The sequence below is a fragment of the Edaphobacter sp. FHG110511_03 genome, assembly GCF_059115365.1.
The window spans coordinates 589,046-603,132 of record NZ_JBZYWL010000004.1; the positions used below are offsets into that span (position 1 = coordinate 589,046).

Here is a 14,087-nt window from a genome sequence, read left to right on the forward strand (position 1 = left end):
CAATCTCCTTAATTAGACGTCCATCACGTCGCCGGCATCTGCGGCGTCGGATGTATCCGTGGTGTCATCAGTGGCGTTGGATTTGTCTTTGGATTTATCGCCGGTGTTGGTTTTAGCCTTAGATTTATCGGTGGTGGATTTCTTATCCTCCGCCGCCTTGTCCTTGGCTGCGGGCTTGCTGGCCGAGCCGCCGCCCTTGACCGCGGAGGCGGCGCTCGATCCGGCGGTGGGATTGCCGCCATAGATTCCGCCTACGATGTTGCCCACCGTCGCCATGGCCTGAGATTGCAGGTCGGTCGCCGCCTTGAGCGCGTCGGCCCTGGCCGAATTGGAGACATTCTGGGCGTTGGTGAGCAACCCCGCAAGCTGGGTCTGCCCTGTGAGCGCGGTGTCGAAGTCCTTCTGGCTGGCGGCAGCCTGACCCATGGCCTTGAGGAGAGTGGTGTCGGGGCTGGGCGCGGTCAGCACATTGTTGATGAGGCTGGGCAATTGGCCGAGCGAATTGGGAGCGGTGAGTGTGCTGGCGATCGAAGGCGTCGTCGTCGGCAGTGTGACCGGGGAGATCGCCGGTGCCGAATCCGAGGGGCTGTCCTGCCAGTTCCAGAACCTTGTCAGGTCGAGCTTCTCGCCCGACGGGCAGTGGCCAAGCACTGCTTCGCCCAGAACGCCATGTGTTGGCAGGGCGATGATCGATTGCGGCGAAACGAAGCTCTGCTGTTGATAAGCCAAGAGCGACTGCTTGATCTGTACCGGGTCGAACGCCGGCGCCTGCGCCGCCTGACCAGCCGCCGCCCCGTTCACCGGCGGCTGGTTCGCATTGGCCTGCTGCTGGTTGATGGCGTCCGTCACGGATTGAGGGATCGAGAACGGCAGGATCATTGAGTTGCCGAAGAATCCGAGCACCTTGTTCTGCACGCAGTCGAGGAGCGGGATCATCTGCGAAGCATCGGTGATTCCGTTTGGCGGCACGCCGATGGTGTACTGATCCAACAGGATCGCCCGTTCCTCATCGTTCAGCGACGCCCACACCGCTTTCGAGTAACGGGTGGTGTTACGGACCACGTGCTGGGCCATCGTTTCGATGGTGAGGATCTCGTTGTAGCGCAGCATCGGAGCCAACTGCAGAGCCGGCACCGGATAGGGAGTTGGGGGTAGGGTGACGCCAAACAGATTGTCGTTCGCGTAGGTTTCACCGTTACCCGTCGGGACCGGATTTCCCGAGGCGTCGAACTCCTCAATCTTGGCAGTGAACTGGAAGACCATCGGCCCGCCCAGCTCGCGTTCGAGCAGCGAGGGGTTGAGATGCAGGGTGACCGGAGGGACACTCAAGGCCGGACCCTGGGCCGCGAAGAAGTCCGCCAGCCAGTCGGCCGCTGTTCCCCCGAACGTGTCGTTGATCTTCTGTAGATTTTGCAGCGCGGGTGAAGCAAGCGTGTAGTCGATCTGACGGAAGGCCCGGGTTATCTCAAAACCTACGATCTGGGTCCTGTCCAGCGTTGGCGGCAGAGCCAGAGCGCCACCGAATTTCCTCTGCACGAGGCGCTGCAATCTCAGAGCCCCCAGAACGTCATCCTCGCTTTGATACGTATTGTCGGGCAGGTTGAAGGCGCCGCCCGCAGGAGCGAGCTTCGCCGGACCGACGCGGGTGCCCATCGCGGTCACGGCGTTGATCCACACCTCCTCGCCGGGGACGAAGGTGCCCAGAAGTGTGAACTGGATCACATCCTGCGCCGCTCCGCCGAACGGCTCGACCTGGGCCGAGGGATCGCCAGCGAACTGGCGCAGGGTCGTCAGTCCCTTCTGGAAGGCGCGCGGTAACGCGGTGGCGAGCACGTCGATGTGCTTGATGATAGCCGCATAGCGGTTGAGGACCGCCTGGCGTGAGGCAGTGAGCGCGGCTGGGTTGCCGACGGTGAGCGGCTGTCCTGGCGGCATGAAGCGGACGACCTGCATCGGCACCAGGCAGACAAACTCGAGATCTTCGACCACGGCGCGTACGTCGTAGAGCCGCTGCACCTCCCAGTACTGCATGGTGAGAGCATGCAGGTGGTTGTGGTTGGTGATCGTCTTGGTGGTGACCTGTTCACTCTCACTGGAGCTGGCCAGACGCATGCCGGTTCGAGCGGCGCTGCGCCGGGCGCTGGCCTGGTTTTCTGCGGCCGAATGCGTCGTCTGGGCGGCGTTTTCGGCCGCGTCCCTCTGGCCCTGCATCCACGAAGTTGAAATGCCGTTGGAATCGGAGCTGCCGCCGCCGCCGGCAGCCACCAGGAAGTTCACGCCCCAGCTCGAAGTTTCGGAGTGTGTCGAAAAGCTGCTGCCGCCGCTCGCGGCTTCATTGAAAGCCGAATTGAAGGTGGCGTTGGTCGAGGTGTCTGCGAGCGCGAGTTGCTGCTGCGCCTGACTCTCCGAAAGGGTTTCGCTCTCGAAGACCGACGCGGTGTCTGTACGCTCGAACACTGCCATCTGCTGCTGTTCGCCCGGAGCAAGCGGCAACGAGTAAACCAGATCGCCTAAGGCCAGACCCTGGAAGGTCCAGCGCTGCGCCAGCCTCAAGACATATCCAAGACCGAGCGTTGCGGCCATCGGCACGGTCTCGTCACTGACGAAGGTTCCGCCGGCGCCCAGGCCCATGATCTGGTCGCGAAAACCGTCGACCCCAAGAGGTTGCTCCACCGGAACCCGGTCGGCATAAGATGATGTGCCGGGTACGCCTTCGGCCTGGTTTGCGTAGATTGGCAAAGGAATTTCAATGCCGCCAAAGCGGGTGCGGTGAAACGCCTGAAAGATACTTAACTGCGGCGCGACCAGACGAAAGAACACCCCATAAGGAAAACGGTCGATCGCAGCCTGGCCATTGTAGGTGAGCTGGCAACCATTGTCCTCGCCCAGCGTGACGGTGGGAACGGCTGCGGCTGGCGGTGGCGGCGCGGGCTGCCCGCCGCCCGAAAGGCCGCCGGCGATGTTGGCCAGCGACGCGATAATGCTCTGCGGCATGGGGGAAACCGGCTGCGGCAGCGTGATGACGCCGAGCGCCCCGTTCGAGGCGATCAGATTCGCTGCCACCGTCACGTCGACGCGAACCGTCGCGCCCTGAACGGTGAGTGGCAAGCCGGCAGCCGGAATAAGCAGGCCCGGCGGCGATTGGAGCTGAAAGTGACCTGTGCTGTCAGTAAGCGCCCAGACCGGATCGCCTGTAGCGCCCAGGGCGGTCGGGAACAGCTCGACCTGCACCCCAATGGCCGGGCTACCGCCGGGCTGCTGCACGATCCCCAGCAACACCGCCGGCAGCGGCTGGCGCTGCAGAAGGGCCCCAATGTTGATCAAGCTGCGATGAACCTGGTCAAAGCCGGTGAAGATCTTCGTCACCGCCGTCGCGCGCAACGGAGTTAAAGTCTTCTCCAGCTCCGCGCCCGCCTGGCCGAGGGGATCGACCGACTTAACGACGCGCTGCAGATTGATTGCCGGGGCAGTTACCACTGCGTCGGGCACGTTTGCCGCAGTGGCCGCTGTTTTCGCAGCGGTTGCCGCTGTACCGGTGGACGACGGAGCTCGTTTAGATGTCGCCACGAGAAAGCCTCCTAGGATCTTGCATCACTCGATTGACCGGGCAGAAGAAAGCAAAAGAGATGCGACAAGAGACAGAGGCCAGCTTCACAGCGCTACACTTTGGGCTCCTCTCGGTAGGGCCAAGGACGAAACTGTCCTCTCTGCTCGCCAAGCTGAAACCACTAGGACTATGGAGGTGCCAAACTTAACATGACGAAGGTAACAATGCAACGATAATTCGCTCCACCAGTCACGATTGACGAACTGTTTACGTAAGTCACCCAGCTGGCCTATGAGGCTGCAGGCTTACCGAGCACAAGCACGTGGCTGCTGTTCAGATTGAGGGTTGTTGCTTCATTTTCTTGCCAGAATCCCTCGATGACCTCTATACGTTCGGCGGCATTCGTCTCGGTCAGGACTAGGACGTGACCGTCGATCAATTTCGAACGAATACTCAAGATCAGTAATGATAAGTCGGTTTGTCGGAAGTAATCCGTCTTCGGATGGAATTGTCAATTGTTGACATCAGGGCGAGTCACTCATCGAGCTTTGCATAATGAAATAGATACCGACAACAGGCTTCTCATCATCGTGATCTGAGACGTTGGACTATCGCTAGCGTTGCGCGGAAGCTGGCAGTTGTTCTCCATCCTCTCTGGATACCGGGGAGAAGTTTATCGACCATTGCACCAGACGACCTCAGCCGCTGCAGCGGTTGCATGAACGGATTTTGAAACGTCGGTCCGCTGAAAGCGGCCCACATGAGGCGGCATCGCAACCCGAGAATTAAGTGGATCGTTTCAGTTGCTAGTCTTCGAGCGGCACTCCCGCGTTTACGGTTATTTCCTGCTTAGACTGGATGGTCTTTTCGTCGGTTTTCAGGAAGAAGCTGAGAACCACTGCTCCAAATGCCACTGCCGCAAGATAGACAATGAATCGCGGCAGATAAGCGCCAGCGCGATCATAGAGGTGACCAATCCAAAGGGGGCCGGTAGCGCCGCCGATGGCATACGCAGTCCAGGTAAGACCGTATAGCACAGAGAAATGCTTGCGTCCGAAATAACGCGCAAGCAGGTAAGGGCCGACATCGGCCTCGCTGCCCAGGCCGATACCAAGGATCGCCGCACCCAAAAGCGCCGACCAGGCCGAACCCGCGAAAGCGAGAATCAGCATGCCTGCCGCGACGAGGGCGAGAACAAGAGATTGAATACGTTCTGGAGAAACGCGATCGATTGCAAAGCCAACCCCGAGTCGGCCAATGATTCCTGCTGCTCCGCGAACCGACAGTGCGAGAGCAGCAGTGGCAGCAAGTACACCATGCTGAGTAAGGATAGAAGCAAGGTTGGTCACCAGGCCATTTTCGCTAAAGGCGGAGAGGATAGTGATGAATGCGAGTATCCAGAACGCCGCTGTTCGCAATGCTGCTGGAACCGTCATTCCGGTGTCGGCATGGTGTTCAGAACGAACGATTGCGGCCTCCGGTCGGTTGCGGACCAGCAAAGCAGTAAGAGGAAAGCCTAGAGTCGCTATGCCGCCCAAGAGCAGAAATCCGCTGCGCCATCCGTGATGCAGGATCATCCACTGCGTGAGCGGCGGAATCACGATGGAGCCGACGCCGCTTCCGGTGAGCAACAATGCGAGGGCGATTCCTCTGTGGGCCGTGAACCAGGTAAGAATTGTGCGCGTATACGCAAACTGCGCGGTAGCATTGGCGACCAAACCGATTACAAAAAATGTCGCATAGAACTGAACGATATTCGGCGTCAGTCTGCTGAGTGCGGCGAGCCCGACAGCGAAAACCAGAATCCCGGGGAGGATAATACGACGCGGGGGAAAGCGGTCGAGCAAAATGCCGATCAGAGGTGAAACAAGTGCGACGGTAATGGCGGCTAGTGCGAATGCACCGCCCATCGCTTCCCGCTTCCAGCCAAAGGCGGCATGCAACGGATCGAGGAACAAACTGAAAGTGTATGGAACGATTGGAGCAAAGCTCACCATCACGCCGGTGAATGCGGCTGCGAGTACACCCCATCCGGGATATCGAATCGAGCTCTCTTGGTTTACAGGGTGAGCATTCATTTTCGTTCTTTACCGATTCTTTGAGCCATCGTGTTGAGCAGTTTTGGACGCACAGAAGGCCGTGTCCAGGGGCATTCTGCAATGCAGATACCGCATGATGCAGCTTCGACGAAATAGGGAATGCATTTGTCGAAGTCGACGTACCACCGCTTGACCCCGCGCACCATTTGTTTGTCCGGTGCGATTGCGTCAGGTGGACACGATTGTGTACAAATCTGGCAGCTTGCGCAGAACTCATCGGCGCCGAAATGTATGGGCTTGCTGGAAACGAGCGGCATGTCGGTGGTTACACCGGCGAGCCGGACACCGGCACCGAAGCGTGGGCTGATGAGCGATCCGTGCTTGCCGAGTTCGCCGAGTCCTGCGGCAATTGCCGGTGGAATGAGTAGCAGCGCACCAGCCATCGGACCGGGATACGGATCAGCGTGATAGCCCTGCGAACGAATCCAGTTTGCCAAGGCATAAGAAGACCGTGTACCTCTGGCATATTGATCTCCCACATCGCAGACACCTATACCATTGGTTTCATCGGAAGGAACTTCGCGGAGGCGCTCGTAGTCATGAGCGAGAGCAAGGACGATGACCCAGGGTTGATGGATGGTGTAGCCCGCGAATACGTAGAGAGGCTCCATGACCGCGATCCCAATGTCGTCCGCTTCATGAGTAAGCGCGAAGCTCTTGGCCGCTTCAGCTAGTTTCTGAGGCGACGATTCATTGCGCGTATCAGCAATAGGAATTAATTCAGGATAGGTGTAGGCCCCTTGAAACGCCTCTGTCGATCCGGGGCATTTGCGAGAGTTCTTGCGCGCCAGGAGCTGCAGTTCGCCCCACGGATGCTGATCCGGCGGGTGCCAGAAAAAGGGAGAGGGTCGGCGGGGCGTGGTCTCGCCAACGCCATTGATTTCGTTGCCGGAGGAGCGTAGGAGCGAGAGTGTTTCTGGTTGTGGAGTCCATGTACCGCGCTTTGGCCGCCGCGAATTAGAGGGTTCAGTCATAACCGGTCTCACAAACTGTCAGGATAAGGAGAAGGAAGTCCAAAGCCGTTGGCGATGCGGTTGAATGCGGCGAAGAGTGCTGCGATGTGTACCGCTTCGGAAACTTGCGCTTCCGTCCAGCCGGCTTGCGTTGTTGCTTCCACATCCGCGCGGGTAACAGCCGGCGAGTTTGTGTTTACTTTGCCAGCGAACTTTAGCAGAGCCAATTCCGCGCTTGTGAACAGTCGATCATTGAGATCACCGTGTTGCAGAGCAAAAATCATTTCAGGCGATCCTCCCTGCGCTCCAAGCAAGGCGCCGTGACTGTCTGCACAGTAGGGGCATGCGTTCTGTCGCGAGATATAGGTGGCAATCATCTCCTTGTGCCGGCGGCACAGGAGGCTTTCGCCGAACAAGAAGCTTCCAGCCATTTCTAACATGCCTCTCAGCAGCACCGAATTAGTGGCAAAGCACAGCACAATCCCGGGAAGATCTGTGCGAGCAAAACGTTCGCGGTATTGCGCGAACAATGCACGGACCTCGTCATTTGCTGTGTGTTCATCCATCAGAGGCAGATTCGTGGAAGATGGTGCTGCTCGACGCCATACACGTGCCTCTATCAGCGCAACATCGGATGGAAATTCTGAACTCATATCCCAGAACCCCAACCGCCTGGCGAGTTGGAACGTCCGCGAGTCGTCGGAACCAGCGCGATACCCTCAGTCGTCTGAGACGTGATCTCATATTTGATCAGCTGTTCTACGACAAAGCCGTTTTCTGCTCTCATCCCATTTGTCTTCATCGGGTCCCCCTAATACATGAACTTCAATGCAAACTGAACCTGGCGGGGAGCCTGCGCCGCAAGGATGTGATTGAACGTAGGCGAACTGATATCGCTGTCGGGCAACCGGAAGTTCGTGCGGTTCAGTATGTCAAACAGTTCTGCGCGGAATTGCAACTGCTTCGATTCCGTAAACTTGAAATTTTTGAGCGCACCGAAGTCCCAGTTGGCATATCCCGGCCCGAAATTTACGTTTCGCCTTTCCGTGCCAAACTGTCCTGCATTCGCTACTGGATCGAGCCGCTGGAAAGCGCTGGCGTTGAGCCATGCGCCAACCGTACGCGGCCCGTTGTTGGGATTGCCGATGAGGTTCGGTCGCTGCGCGGAGAATCCGGTGATCTCCGGCGCGCTGCCTTGTGCGGCAACGTCATTCGAGTCGAAGACGGTAAACGGTGTGCCGCTCATCAGCGTGCCAATGCCATTCAAATGCCATCCGCCGAACGCCCGCCGGTACCAGTTCGCCCCGTCATTCCAGAAAGGAAGCGCCCATTCGTAGCTTCCAACGAATCGGTTACGCGCATCGAACAGGGACAGCCCACGTTCTGCCGCCAGATTGAACGGATTCTGGGCGAGATCGTTTTCGCCTGCGACTGGCTTCGCTGCCGATCCGGTTATGTTGAACGACGAAACATCATCAACGGCCTTCGACCACGTATACGAGACGAGGAAAGATAGACCGTGGCTGAACCGTTTGCGCAGCGATGCTTGCAACGCGTTGTACGACGAACTAGCGATGCTCGCGATCTCACCGGTCGACGAATACTGGCAACTGCTCGGCGGATCAGCGAGTGTGCAGCCGGAATACAGGCGACGTTGATCGGCATTGCTGGAATTCGAAATCGGCTGCCCGCCTACAGTTCCAGGAACGAACACCGCAGGGTTCGCTTCGATAAAGCGCGGCAGCCGCGTGCCCTTCGTGCCGACGTATCCGATCTCGAACAACATATCGGGGCCAAAGGAACTCTGCAGATTGAGATCCCAATCCTGCGTATAAGGAAGTTTCAGCGTTGGAGATAGAGTGAGGTTCGTCAGTGGCGTGGAGAAAGTCCCCGGAGCCGGAGGCTTGCCGTTAAACGGATCTGCAAAGTTCGGCAGGCTCACCTGCGGTGTTCCCAGGAATGGAGGCGCACTGATCGGCGCCTGCAAAGGGCCGCCCTGTCCCGTGTAATACGGCTCATAGAAGATACTGTACGACGATGTGACCAGGAATTTGCCTTTACCGTTAGGGTCCCACGCGACACCGATGCGCGGTGCAAATGCCTTCGTCTCGGTAGGAATTAAGCCTGCCGGCACTCCTGGATCGCCGGGATACAGTAGTCCGGCTGGGGCATTCGGCATCACCTGGGACTTCTTCCCGGGATCGAACAACGTTAGCCGGTTGTGAATTTCGGTGTATGGTTTGGGCAATTCATAACGCACCCCAGCATTAACTGTGAATCGCCGCGTGACCTTATAGGTGTCCTGCACGTACCAGTTCGCATTGTTGCCGGGAATTCCCCGCGAGAAGTCGCCTATACCCTGCAAAAAGACGACCGCCTGGCCCGTGAGGAAGCTGGCGAAGGCGTCTGTTACGGGAAACGGCGCAAAGACAAAGAAACCATTCGTCGCGATGCCCTGCAGTACATTGATCTTTTGATGCTGATATCCGCCGCCGAATTTGAACTCATGCTTGCCGTGTACCCAACTCAGAAATCCGGAGTAATCGTAAACGTTCTCGTAAGTGTTGCGCGGATCGGTGATCGGATCACCAACCGTGGTATAGCCGTTTACCTGGATAAACGGTGGTCCGGTGGCGACATCGAGACTCGGCTTGTAGTTGAATCCGAGGTCTGAAGGCGGCTGATTGTTTTCGCGCTCACCGAAGAGAAATTTGTTGCGAAGAAATGAGAACCGCGCCACTAGGATGACGTTTGGCGAAAAGGTGTGCGTCTCTTGCGCGACAAAGTTCTGCGCGCGTTGGTCTATGCCCACTGGGAAACCCGGCACGCTCGCACCGCCGGCTGATAGCGGGTCGATCTGGGAGAGTTGGTAAAACATGTAACGGAAGCTCAGCGTGTCGCGCGGAGTGAGGTAATGATCGACCTTAATGCCGAACTGATCGCTATCAAGTCTTAAGGTTTGGGTCGTGGAGAACAGATTGGTACCTGCGTTCGGAAGCGGAAAGAAGCTCAGCAGGTTCCGGGAGATTGAATTGATTTGCTGCTGTGGCACCTGGTTATTCGGGTACGGCGCATTGGCGAAGACGTTAAAAAGCTGGTGTGCTGGATTTGTACAGAAGCCTTGCGTGAAGCCCTCCGGACAGAGTTCGGAAAAATCGCCAGTACGCTGTTTGAGCGAAGGGACGGTGGTGAGCGTTGTCTCTCCTTGGCGATTGCGGAAGCCTTCATAGAAGCCGAAGACGAAGGTTTTGTCCTTCTTAATGGGCGCGCCGATAGAGGCGCCAAACTGGTTCTGCTTTAGCGGCTCCTTCGTCTGTGCGAAATAATTGTTCGCGTCCAATACGTCGTTGCGCAGGAACTCCCATAGCGTTCCATGGACTTGGTTTGTGCCCGACCGCGTAATGATGTTCGTTGTCGACCCTAGTGCACCTCCGAATTCGGCATTGGCGCTATGCGTGATGATGCGGAACTCAGTAATCGCGTCTACCGGCGGCTTGAGGATAAATCCGCCGTCGACTCCGTTGAAATTGTTCGCACCGTCGATCAGGAAGTTGTTCGATTCCGGTCGCTGGCCATTGACTGCATATGCCTGTCCGCTTCTCAGCGATCCGCCGGCTTCGGCTATCCCGGGAGTCAAGGGCACAACTCCGGGCTGCAAGAGGCCAAGTTGCGAGAAGTTGCGCCCGTTCAGCGGTAAATTCTCCAACTCGCGCTGTTGGACTACCTTACCCATGCTCGTAACGGTTGGCTCAATCATCTCGGCATCGGCGCGCACCAGTACCTGCTGCTTTTCTGATCCGACCGCAAGATGTGGCGAGACCGAGGCCGTTTCGTTCACGTTGAGCGTAATGCCATCCTGTACGTATTCCTGGAAACTTCTCGCTACGACCTGCAATCGGTAGTGTCCGACCGGGAGTTCTAAAAGAACGTAGTTACCGTTGCGATCGGTGGTTGCCATTCGCGACAAGCCTGTCTCCGTCCGCTGTGCCGTCACCGCTGCACCCACAACAACGGCGCCGGTCGGGTCTGTAACTGTCCCGCGAATGTTTGCCGTGATCTGCTGAGCAGACAAGCTTAGGCAAGTGAGCAATACAAATGCCAGTACATGGCAAACGATTTTCATGTTGGTTTCGAGCCGCCTATAAGACTTGAGACTGCAGACAGAGTGACGCTGCTAGTTCGCGTGACCCTCTGTTGAAATGGACCGTAGCAACACCGTGCGTCAAACACGTTCCCCATCGTCAAAAGATCCATAAATTAGAGAATCCTGGTGGAAGACATCAGTACATGGGACACATACGTTTAGAGGAGAGAAATTAGTTGGCCGGGTGCACGGATGAACGGTACAGTGAAGTCTCTGCTCTGTCTTGCATCGATCGATGGAAATATCTCTCAACCCTTGGGTGGAGTCTCACCTCAATCGGCCTTGCATGATTGCGCAAGACTGCTCGATCTCGTCCGAAAGCCAGAAGTACGATTGCCTTCGGCTTCAAACAAAGTTGATGCGCACTATCTTTGTGAAGATTTCAGATAACCATGCTCGGCCAAGTGCTGGCCCATCTGGGAGTACATGCCATCATCGCGGGGCTGCCAGGAATTAAGGCCATCCACATAACGGTTGTACATGCAGAACGCCGCGGCGATGAGCACCGTATCATGAATCTCCAGGTCGGACGCGCCTTCGCGTCGGGCCCGCTCTACGTCTTCGGCAGTGACGAGCTTGCCGTCGCGCTGCACCTTGCCCGCGATTGCTAGCAACGCTTTTAACTTCGGCGCAACCGGCGCGCTTTCGAAATCGGTTTTTACCTGACGCACGATATCGTCTGCGCCTAGATGACATGCCGCAGCGGCGCCGTGACTAGCCTGGCAAAAGTAACAGTCATTTTGCGACGAAACGTACGTAGCGATTAGTTCACGCTCTCCAGGCGCCAGGCTGTTTAGCTCGTGCAGTAGCACATGTGCCAGTTCGCGCATGGGTTTAGCTGTCTCCGGACGAAAGGCGAACGCGCCGCTGATACCGGGCAGACCTTCAGGAAGTGAGATATGCGCCATCGTGCCCCTCTCTCAGCGGCCCACAGGCTCGGCCGGAAGATACGTTTTGCTTACACTCACGTAACCATCACGCGCCACCATCTTACCGCGCTCTCGATACATGGCTTCATCGCGCGGCTGTATGGTTGCCAACCCGTCCACATAACGGTTGTACATGCAGAACGCCGCTGCGATCAGCACCGCGTCATGGATCTCGACATCCGTCGCGCCCAGGCTGCGCGCGTGCGCCACATCTTCTGCTGTAACGTGCTTGCCCCCGCGCTGCACTTTGCTCGCGATAACAAGTAGCGCTTTCAGCTTTGCAGATATGGCAGCATACTGAAAATCGGCCTTGACGCGGTGCACGAGCTCCTCATCACCATCCAGATGTGCGGCGGCAATGGCGCCGTGGATCGACTGGCAGTAGTGGCAATCGTTCAGATAGGACACGTAGGTAGCGATCAGTTCGCGCTTTCCAGGCGAGAGGCTGTTTGGAGCGTGCAAAAGAACTTCAACAAGGTCATTCAGCGGACGGGCAGTTTCGGGTCGAAACGCCATCGCGCCGCGAATTCCAGGTTGGCTTTCCGGCAAAGCGATATGCGGCATTGGGCTGGAGACCTCTAAGAAATGTCTGTGAGTTTACCAGTCCTGCGTTTATCTGCGCCTCCATCGAAAGGTTGGTTATGCCTGCGTGTTACGCAATCTATCTATTGGTCAACACAAGCTTGAACTTCGGCGATGGATTTCCCTGGGCGCGCTGCGCACTTCGGACTAGGAGAGGTCTTGCCGTTGGGGCACTCGGAAGCCAGAGATACTGCCGACAACTCACTTCTGTTTAGCAAAACGGAGCTCAGATAAGAGGAGAAGAAGAATGAAGTTATTAGCACGATATCTTCTTCTGCTCGCAGCCCCACTGTTTGTGTCCACCGCATTAATGGCGCAGGCTGCTCCCTCGACCGCAACTCTCGATCATAGGGAGGTAGATCTCGCGATTACTTACACCTCGCAACGGAGCGACCTGGTTTCTAAGCCCACCTTCTGGCTGCAGGGGAGGTGGGATTGAGCTCTCGACCCAGACCTATTGTGGTCTTGGATTGGCAGCCAACGCGATCGGTACGGAGGTAGGTGCTTCCGCAGACAGCGGCTCTGACTTGACTGTGCTCACCACGACCTTCGGATCGCGCTATACGTTGTATAGGCCGATGGGTGCAAGCCCTCCAGTTATGAGCGCAACATCGATAGATCCGGTTATTAACTGTTAAGCAAGTTCGTTCGAATAGTTGCTCTACAGTTTGACCCTCACGTCTGGAAAATAGGGGAAGCGCTATGGACATGAGTAATGAAACAAAGAATGGGTCAGAGTAAGAAGATTTGCCTACGTTTAGGAGTTTCGTCGGGGCATGAGCCTTCGAACAGCGCTTAAGATGGCGTCAGTAAAGGGGGCAACATAATGGAGCGATCGTACCCATATCGTACACAGAATCATCAAACTTCATTATCTTATTGAAAATAAGATAATGAAGTGGTGGAGGCGGCGGGAGTCGAACCCGCGTCCGAAAAAACCTTCAACAGAGAGCATTCATGCTTTTCCCGTATCATCTTTGTCTCGTAGCCGCCACTTAGAACGGGCGAAGATGTTGCGGCCACCAGCCTGATCGATCTCGCCATCCCCGCACAGGCGGAGCAGGTTTGGCCAGCCTACTGTGCGACGATTGGTATCCGCCCGTAGGCGAAGCGGAAGCAATCGGCTACTTAGTTAATTAAGCAGCAAGCGCGAATTGAGGTTCGGCACTTATAGTTTTGTGAGCGATTACGGGTGTCCACACCCCGGCATGCCTCTCTGCCGCAAGCAATCCCGTCGAAGCCGTGACGCCCCCATTTGGAGCTGGCACCAACCATGCATTGGGCCGTGCAAAGAACTGTACTCATTATATCGCGTGCAGCCAGCCGTAAGTGAGCAGCCTGTCCTATCTCAATTCGAGAACCGTCACGCGTCTATGCGAAGGCTAAGATCACGGCTCCAATCGCGATGAGGGAAGCTCCACCAATCTTCAAAGGGGTAAGCTTTTCGCCCAGGAAGATCCAAGCTCCGAAGATTACCAGAACCACGCTCAGCTTATCGACCGGTGCGACGCTTGAGGCGGGGCCCAGCTGGAGCGCTCGGAAGTAGCAGAGCCACGAGAGTCCGGTTGCGATTCCGGAGAGGATCAGGAACAGCCAGCTCCGCGAAGAGATCTGCGCGAGTCCTCGATGGGTTTCGAAGCCGATCGCGATCGCCCAAGTGAAGGCTACGATCACCGTCGTTCGGATGGCGGTCGCGAGGTTTGGATCGATTCCGGTGACACCAACCTTGGCCAGAAGCGCGGTTGCCGCGGCGAAGATGGCTGAGAGAACTGCCCAGAAGAACCAGCTCATCCTGCGAGGATATCCTGTCTGGCTCCGCCGCAGGTCTTGTGA

9 protein-coding genes and 1 other RNA gene are annotated in these 14,087 nt (G+C 57.1%); 1 reads left to right on the plus strand and 9 read right to left on the minus strand.

Features of this window, described 5'->3' with window-relative positions:
* Positions 1-12: 12 nt before the first annotated feature.
* The 7 genes from AC5S26_RS19325 to AC5S26_RS19355 form a co-directional block, all read right to left on the minus strand.
* The gene (locus AC5S26_RS19325) at positions 13-3,567 is read right to left on the minus strand and encodes a hypothetical protein (RefSeq protein WP_494186558.1); all 3,555 of its coding nucleotides are present in this window, start codon (positions 3,565-3,567) and stop codon (positions 13-15) included.
* Positions 3,568-4,353: 786 nt separating this feature from the next.
* Positions 4,354-5,625, minus strand: a complete 1,272-nt coding sequence (locus AC5S26_RS19330) for an MFS transporter (RefSeq protein ID WP_494186559.1) — start codon at positions 5,623-5,625, stop codon at positions 4,354-4,356.
* A complete protein-coding gene (locus AC5S26_RS19335; RefSeq protein ID WP_494186560.1) occupies positions 5,622-6,620 on the minus strand; it encodes a 4Fe-4S dicluster domain-containing protein in 999 nt (332 codons plus the stop codon). Before AC5S26_RS19335 ends, AC5S26_RS19330 begins: the two co-directional genes overlap by 4 nt.
* Positions 6,621-6,628: 8 nt before the next feature.
* Positions 6,629-7,165: a carboxymuconolactone decarboxylase family protein gene (locus tag AC5S26_RS19340; RefSeq protein WP_494186561.1), complete on the minus strand. Its 537-nt coding sequence runs from the start codon at positions 7,163-7,165 to the stop codon at positions 6,629-6,631.
* Positions 7,166-7,410: 245 nt separating this feature from the next.
* On the minus strand, positions 7,411-10,722 hold the full coding sequence (locus tag AC5S26_RS19345; protein ID WP_494186562.1) for a TonB-dependent receptor: 3,312 nt from the start codon (positions 10,720-10,722) through the stop codon (positions 7,411-7,413).
* A 386-nt stretch (positions 10,723-11,108) separates the two neighbouring features.
* Entirely contained in the window at positions 11,109-11,651 is a 543-nt protein-coding gene (locus AC5S26_RS19350) for a carboxymuconolactone decarboxylase family protein (protein WP_494186563.1), read from the minus strand.
* A 12-nt stretch (positions 11,652-11,663) separates the two neighbouring features.
* Positions 11,664-12,236 carry a carboxymuconolactone decarboxylase family protein gene (locus tag AC5S26_RS19355; RefSeq protein WP_494186564.1) on the minus strand — a complete coding sequence of 191 codons (573 nt, stop codon included), beginning with the start codon at positions 12,234-12,236 and terminating at the stop codon, positions 11,664-11,666.
* A 265-nt stretch (positions 12,237-12,501) separates the two neighbouring features.
* Here AC5S26_RS19355 and AC5S26_RS19360 point away from each other — a divergent pair, with 265 nt between their 5' ends.
* Positions 12,502-12,693 (plus strand): hypothetical protein, encoded by a 192-nt coding sequence (locus tag AC5S26_RS19360; RefSeq protein ID WP_494186565.1) that lies wholly within the window; start codon positions 12,502-12,504, stop codon positions 12,691-12,693.
* A gap of 460 nt (positions 12,694-13,153) precedes the next feature.
* Here AC5S26_RS19360 and ssrA read toward each other — a convergent pair.
* Both ssrA and AC5S26_RS19370 read right to left on the minus strand, forming a co-directional pair.
* Positions 13,154-13,507, minus strand: a transfer-messenger RNA (tmRNA) gene (gene ssrA, locus AC5S26_RS19365).
* Positions 13,508-13,625: 118 nt separating this feature from the next.
* Positions 13,626-14,045, minus strand: coding sequence for an EamA family transporter (locus tag AC5S26_RS19370; protein ID WP_494186566.1), 420 nt, complete (start codon positions 14,043-14,045; stop codon positions 13,626-13,628).
* Positions 14,046-14,087: the final 42 nt, after the last annotated feature.

What these genes read in the sequence shown, in the direction of transcription:
- AC5S26_RS19330 (WP_494186559.1), bottom strand. Translation starts at nt 5,625, where the DNA reads ATGAATGCTCACCCTGTAAACCAAGAGAGCTCGATTCGATATCCCGGA.
- AC5S26_RS19335 (WP_494186560.1), bottom strand. Translation starts at nt 6,620, where the DNA reads ATGACTGAACCCTCTAATTCGCGGCGGCCAAAGCGCGGTACATGGACT.
- AC5S26_RS19340 (WP_494186561.1), bottom strand. Translation starts at nt 7,165, where the DNA reads ATGGATGAACACACAGCAAATGACGAGGTCCGTGCATTGTTCGCGCAA.
- AC5S26_RS19345 (WP_494186562.1), bottom strand. Translation starts at nt 10,722, where the DNA reads ATGAAAATCGTTTGCCATGTACTGGCATTTGTATTGCTCACTTGCCTA.
- AC5S26_RS19350 (WP_494186563.1), bottom strand. Translation starts at nt 11,651, where the DNA reads ATGGCGCATATCTCACTTCCTGAAGGTCTGCCCGGTATCAGCGGCGCG.
- AC5S26_RS19355 (WP_494186564.1), bottom strand. Translation starts at nt 12,236, where the DNA reads ATGCCGCATATCGCTTTGCCGGAAAGCCAACCTGGAATTCGCGGCGCG.
- AC5S26_RS19360 (WP_494186565.1), top strand. Translation starts at nt 12,502, where the DNA reads ATGAAGTTATTAGCACGATATCTTCTTCTGCTCGCAGCCCCACTGTTT.
- AC5S26_RS19370 (WP_494186566.1), bottom strand. Translation starts at nt 14,045, where the DNA reads ATGAGCTGGTTCTTCTGGGCAGTTCTCTCAGCCATCTTCGCCGCGGCA.